5 protein-coding genes are annotated in these 6,455 nt (G+C 61.7%); all 5 read right to left on the bottom strand.

The features are described from left to right. Positions 1–183: 183 nt before the first annotated feature. The 5 genes from betA to choW all read right to left on the bottom strand — a co-directional run bounded on the left by betA (position 184) and on the right by choW (position 6,396). On the bottom strand, positions 184–1,881 hold the full coding sequence (gene betA / locus BBI10_RS08190) for a choline dehydrogenase (protein WP_244160326.1): 1,698 nt from the start codon (positions 1,879–1,881) through the stop codon (positions 184–186). A 149-nt stretch (positions 1,882–2,030) separates the two neighbouring features. Next, on the bottom strand, positions 2,031–3,503 hold the full coding sequence (gene betB, locus BBI10_RS08185; protein WP_065987873.1) for a betaine-aldehyde dehydrogenase: 1,473 nt from the start codon (positions 3,501–3,503) through the stop codon (positions 2,031–2,033). A gap of 74 nt (positions 3,504–3,577) precedes the next feature. Beyond that, on the bottom strand, positions 3,578–4,171 hold the full coding sequence (betI, locus tag BBI10_RS08180) for a transcriptional regulator BetI (protein WP_065987872.1): 594 nt from the start codon (positions 4,169–4,171) through the stop codon (positions 3,578–3,580). A gap of 198 nt (positions 4,172–4,369) precedes the next feature. Then, positions 4,370–5,551 (bottom strand): choline ABC transporter ATP-binding protein, encoded by a 1,182-nt coding sequence (choV, locus tag BBI10_RS08175; protein ID WP_065987871.1) that lies wholly within the window; start codon positions 5,549–5,551, stop codon positions 4,370–4,372. Beyond that, positions 5,548–6,396, bottom strand: a complete 849-nt coding sequence (gene choW, locus BBI10_RS08170) for a choline ABC transporter permease subunit (RefSeq protein ID WP_192131039.1) — start codon at positions 6,394–6,396, stop codon at positions 5,548–5,550. Before choW ends, choV begins: the two co-directional genes overlap by 4 nt. Positions 6,397–6,455 lie beyond the last annotated feature (59 nt).

Below are 6,455 nucleotides of genomic sequence, written 5' to 3'. Positions count from 1 at the left end.
CGGCTGAAGCCGGTCCCACTGACACAGCGCACGACCATTGTGGGACCGGCTTTAGCCGGGAATTCGTCAGGTGTCACGCCGCAAAATCGAGGGTGTAGCCACTGGCCTCTTCCCGGCTGAAGCCGGTCCCACTGACACACTGCGCGCCGTTAGTGGGACTGACATATGCCCACGTCGCGCCTGTTACTGCGCCAACGGGCCCACTTCACGCATCGGCTTGCCACGCACGGGCGCGTCGCCGGCGACGTAGTAGTCGGCGGTGCTGCGCGGCAGCGGGGCGCGGCCACGGATCTTGTCGGCGATTTTCTCGGCCATCATGATCGTCGGTGCGTTGAGGTTGCCGGTGGTGATCAGCGGCATGATCGACGCATCCACCACGCGCAGCCCTTCCATCCCGTGCACGCGGCCCTCGCCATCGACGACAGCCATTTCATCGGTGCCCATCTTGCACGAGCAGGATGGGTGATACGCAGTCTCGGCATGCTCACGGATAAACGTGTCCAGCTGCTCGTCGCTCTGCACGTCGATGCCCGGGCTGATTTCGCGGCCACGGTATTGGTCCAGCGCTGGCTGCTGCATGATCTCGCGGGTCAGGCGAATGCCGTCGCGGAATTCCTGCCAGTCCTGCTCGGACGCCATGTAGTTGAAAAGAATGCTCGGGTATTCACGCGGGTTCTTCGATTTCAGCTGCACGCGACCACGGCTTGGCGAACGCATCGAGCCGACGTGCGCCTGGAAACCGTGCTCTTGCACGCCCTTGCTGCCGTTGTAGTTAATCGCGACCGGCAGGAAGTGGTACTGAATGTTCGGCCACTCGAATTCCTCGCGCGAACGAATGAAACCGCCCGCTTCGAACTGGTTGCTGGCGCCGATCCCTTTACCGAGGAACATCCACTCGGCACCGATGGCCGGCTGGTTCCACCACAGCAGCGACGGGTACAACGAGACCGGCTCTTTGCACGCGTACTGCAAATACATTTCCAGGTGGTCTTGCAGGTTTTCGCCAACGCCCGGCAGGTCGTGAACGACCGGAATGTCGAGCTTCTTCAGCAGCGGCGCAGGGCCGACGCCGGAACGCTGCAGGATTTGTGGCGAAGCAATGGCGCCGCCACACAGCAGGACTTCCTTGCGAGCGCGGGCTTCGATGCGGGTGTCGCTGTCGCCCACCATGTAGGCCACGCCGACGGCGCGCTTGTTGTCGAACAGAATCCGGTCGGTCAGCGCGTGAGTGACGATGGTCAGGGTCGAGCGCTTCTTCGCTTCGTCCAGATAGCCACGGGCGGTGCTGGCGCGACGGCCGAACGGCGTGACGGTGCGGTCCATCGGGCCGAAACCTTCCTGCTGATAACCGTTGAGGTCTCCGGTGCGCGGATAACCGGCTTGCACGCCTGCTTCGACCATCGCGGCGAACAGCGGATTGTTGCCCGCTTTAGGCGTGGTCACGCTGACCGGGCCTTCGCCACCGTGGTAGTCGTTAGGGCCGATATCGCGGGTTTCGGCCTTGCGGAAGTACGGCAGGCAATCGAGGTAAGACCAGTCTTCAAGGCCCGGGTTTTTTGCCCAGCCGTCGTAGTCCATGGCGTTGCCGCGGATGTAGCACATGCCGTTGATCAGCGACGAGCCACCCAGGCCCTTGCCGCGACCGCATTCCATACGGCGGTTGTTCATGTGTGGCTCTGGCTCGGTCTCGTAGGCCCAGTTGTAGCGACGGCCTTGCAGCGGGAACGCGAGCGCGGCCGGCATCTGAGTGCGGAAGTCGGCGCGATAGTCCGGGCCGCCGGCTTCAAGCAACAGCACGGTGACGCCTGCGTCTTCGGTGAGACGGGCGGCGAGGGTGTTACCGGCCGAGCCGGCGCCGATGATGATGTAGTCGTATTCCAAGATAAATCTCCTTGGGAGTTGCAAGCGTCAAGCCTCAAGCTGCAAGAAAAAGCAGCGAGACGGCGCCTGCGAGATTGATGGGGTGAGCGGCAGACCAGGACTGCAGTTGCTTTGTCTTGAGGCTTGCCGCTTGCCGCTTAAAACTGCTTCTAGAACACCGACGCGTAGTCGCCCAGCTCAACCTGCACAGACTTGATGCGTGTGTACTGCGCCAGCGAGCTGATGCCGTTTTCGCGGCCCACGCCCGACTGCTTGTAGCCACCGACCGGCATTTTCGCGTCGGATTCGCCCCAGGCGTTGATCCAGCAGATACCGGCTTCCAGTTGATGGATCACGCGGTGCGCGCGGTTCAGGTCTTTGGTCACGATGCCCGCAGCCAGACCCATTTCGGTGTCGTTGGCGCGGCGGATCACTTCCTCTTCGGTTTCGTAGCTGAGGATGCTCATGACCGGGCCAAAAATTTCCTCTTTGACGATGGTCATCTCATCGGTGCAGTCGGTGAACACGGTCGGCGCAACGAACGCGCCGTTGGCCAGCTCACCCTCGGTCAGACGGTCGCCGCCGATCAGCAGGCGGGCGCCTTCTTCCTTGCCCTTGGTGATGTAGCTGAGCACATTTTCCATGTGCGCGAAGCTCACCAGCGGGCCGAAGTTGATGGTGTCGTCCTGCGGATTGCCGACGCGGATGCGTTTGACGCGCTCAAGGATTTTTGCTTCGAAGGCTGCCTTCAGGGCGCTCGGCACGAACACGCGAGTGCCGTTGGTGCAGACCTGACCGGAGCTGTAGAAGTTGGCCATCATCGCGATGTCAGCGGCGCGATCCAGATCGGCGTCGTCGAAAATGATCAGCGGGGACTTGCCGCCCAGCTCCATGGTCACTTCCTTGAGCGACGAGCTCGACGCGCTGGCCATGACTTTCTTGCCGGTCTGCACGCCGCCGGTGAAGGAGATCTTCTCGATGCGCGGGTGCTCGGTCAGCCAGCTGCCGACGTCGCTGCCGGCGCCCGTCAGCACGTTGAACACGCCGTCCGGCACGCCGGCTTCGGTGTAGATTTCTGCCAGCTTCAGCGTGGTCAGCGAGGTGACTTCGCTTGGCTTGAAGATCATTGCGTTGCCGGCCGCCAGCGCAGGGGCGGACTTCCACAGGGCGATCTGGATCGGGTAGTTCCACGCGCCGATGCCGACGGTGACGCCCAGCGGCTCGCGGCGGGTGTAGACGAATGAAGTGTCACGCAGCGGAATCTGCTCGCCTTCGATGGCGGGCACCAGGCCGGCGTAGTACTCCAGCACGTCGGCACCGGTGACGACGTCGACGTATTTGGTTTCGGAGATCGCTTTGCCGGTGTCCAGGGTTTCCAGTTCGGCCAGCTCATCGTTGCGTTCACGCAGGATGTCGACGGCACGACGCAGGATGCGCGAGCGCTCCATGGCGGTCATGGCGGCCCAGATTTTCTGGCCCTTTTCAGCGCTGACGACAGCGCGTTCGACGTCTTCTTGGGTCGCGCGCTGGACCTGGGCCAGGACTTCGCCATTGGCTGGGTTGATAGCCTCGAAGGTCGCGTTGCTGCTGGCGTCCACGTAGCCGCCGTCAATGTAGAGTTTTTGCAGTTCGAAACGGGCCATAAAATCCTCGCAGTAATCTGGGTGGGTGACGACCGAGTGCGCCGTGCGCTGCCTTGGTCGTGATGCCGGCTGCTTCAGCTCGGCGCTTTTGCCAGTTGAAAGTCCATGTACTCGTAGGCGATCCGTTGCGCTTGTTCGGTGTCGAAGGCGTCGCCCGACAGCGCGCCGCGCAGCCACAATCCGTCGATCAATGCCGCCAGCCCTCGGGCTGCGCTGCGTGCTTCATCCAACGGCAATACGCGACGGAACTGGCAGCAGAGGTTGGAATACAGGCGGTGATCATTGATCCGCTGCAACCTGTGCAGCGAGGGCGAATGCATGCTGGTTGCCCAGAAGGCGAGCCAGGTTTTCATCGCCGGACCGTTGACCTGACTGGCATCGAAGTTGCCCTCGATGATCACTTTCAGGTGAGCCCGCGGGCTGTCGTCGTTCAATGCCCGGCGCCGTTCGGCGACGCTGGCGATCAGCGCATTCATCAAGTGGCGCATCGTCGCGGCGATCAGGCCGTTCTTGTCCTGAAAGTAGTGACTGATGATGCCGTTGGAGACCCCCGCCAGTCTGGCGATCAGCGCAATGCTGGCATCGCCCATCCCCACCTGATCGACCGCCGTAAGGGTGGCCTGGATCAACTGTTGACGCCGAATGGGTTGCATACCGACCTTGGGCATCTGTAGGGCTCCTTGATCTGCCGGGTGATCGTGGGTGGCTGGAAACGGCGTTCACTGTAAAGCTTTTTAATTGAACGTTCAATCAACAAAAAGTTGCAGGCGCAGAAAGGCAGCCACAAGCTTTAAGCTCCAAACCGCAAGAGTCGAGGCGTGGCGGCCTTTTTCTTGCAGCTTGAAACTTGAAGCTTGCAGCTGCAATCAGCCGTGATTCTTGCCCAGCAATGCGTGGTACAGCTCGCTGTCGCCGAGGATGCCGACCAACTGGTTGTTCTCCTGCAAGACGAGCTTGTTGCCGGTGTGGTAGCGGATCTGCAAGGCGTCGCGCATGCCGATGTCGGAGTGGACAACGGTCGGTTTGCGGCCGAGGCTTTCCACTGACTGGCCCGGCTCCCAGCTTTGCAGATCAAGGGTCGCGCCATGCTGGTGGGCGCCGGTGATGGCGTTGCCTTCAGAGAGATCTATCCACGTGTCGTCGCTCGGGTCCAGGCAGACCTGAGAACCGTTGATGCGCGTGCATTGGGTGATCGGGCGCATCAGGCTCCGGCCGCACAGCACGTTGAGCGGATTGGTGTGGGCGACGAATGTCCGCACGTACTCGTCGGCGGGATTGAGCACGATCTCTTCCGGCACGCTGTACTGAATGATCCGGCCGTCCTTCATGATCGCGATGCGGGTGCCGAGCTTGAGCGCTTCGTCCAGGTCGTGACTCACGAACACGATGGTCTTGTTCAGCTTCTTCTGCAGCGCCAGCAGTTCGTCCTGCAAACCTTGGCGGATCAGCGGATCAAGGGCCGAAAACGGCTCGTCCATCAGCAGAATGTCAGCGTCCATCGCCAGCGCGCGGGCCAGGCCGACCCGCTGCTGCATGCCGCCTGACAGCTCATCCGGCTTCTTGTTGCGCCATTGGGTCAGGCCGACCAGCTCCAGCTTTTCGTCCACCAGTGCGCGCCGCTCTTTCTCGGGGCGGCCCTGCATTTCCAGGCCGAAGCTGATGTTCTCGCGCACGGTCAGCCACGGCATCAGGGCGAACTTCTGGAACACCATGGCGATGCGCTTGGTGCGCATCATCTTCAGCTCCGCGGGGGTGCAGGCAGCGATATTGATCTGCTGCCCTTCGTGCTCGACGAACAGCGAACCGCGGCTGACCGTGTTCAGGCCGTTGATGCAGCGCAGCAGGCTGGATTTGCCCGAGCCGGACAGGCCCATCAGCACGCAGATCTCGCCTTTGTTGATCTCCAGCGTGGCTTTTTCGACGCCGACGATCTGGCCGGTTTTCTTGAGGATTTCGGCCCGCGTAAGGCCCTGGTCCAACAGCTTGAGTGCCTCACGCGGGTCTTTGGAGAAGACGACGTCAACCTGATCGAATTTGATGATGCTCATGCGTCGGTCCTCACTTTGGCGTCCGGTTGTTTGCAGATCCGGTCGAGCATGATCGCCAGCAATACGATCGCCAGGCCCGCTTCGAAGCCCAGAGCGATATCAGCAGTGTTCAGTGCGTTGACCACAGGTTTGCCCAAGCCATCCGCGCCCACCAGCGCGGCGATCACCACCATCGACAGCGACAGCATGATGCACTGGGTGATGCCGGCCGCGATGCTCGGCATGGCGTGGGGCAGCTCGATGCGCGAGAGCAGTTGACGGCGCGAACAGCCGAAAGCTTTGCCGGCGTCGAGGAGTTCTTGCGGGACATCACAGATGCCCAGGTAGGTCAGGCGGATCGGCGCAGCGATCGCGAACACCACCGTCGAAATCAGGCCCGGTACTACGCCGAGGCCGAACAGGGTCAGGGTCGGGATCAAGTAAACGAAAGTAGGAACCGTCTGCATCAGGTCGAGCACGGGGCGCATGCAGGTGTAAAACATCGGCTTGTGCGCGGCAATGATGCCCAGCGGCACGCCGATCACTACGCAGACCGCCGTGGCGAACAGCACCTGCGCCAGGGTCTCCATGGTTTCCTGCCAGTACCCCAGATTGAGGATCAGCAGGAAGGAAATGATCACAAATGCGGTCAGGCCCCATTTGCGCTGAATGAAGTGGGCAAGCAGGGCAACCAGGCCGATCAGCACGAAGGGGTTGAACCAGGTCAGCCCGCCGGTCAGGCCGTGAATCATGGTTTCCAGTGACGAAGCGATGGCGTCGAAGGTGCTGGCGCCGTGCTGCGTCAGCCATTCGACGAAGCCGGCGATGTACTCGCCCAGAGGGATTTTATGATCAGTCAGCATGATGTCGGTTGTCCGCGTGCGGGATGAAAAGAGGACAACAGGCGGGCGTACCCGCCTGCCTG

It is taken from the genome of Pseudomonas graminis, from assembly GCF_001705435.1.
GTDB classification, from domain to species: Bacteria; Pseudomonadota; Gammaproteobacteria; order Pseudomonadales; family Pseudomonadaceae; genus Aquipseudomonas; species Aquipseudomonas graminis_B.
This window is presented reverse-complemented; position numbering and strand designations above follow the sequence as displayed.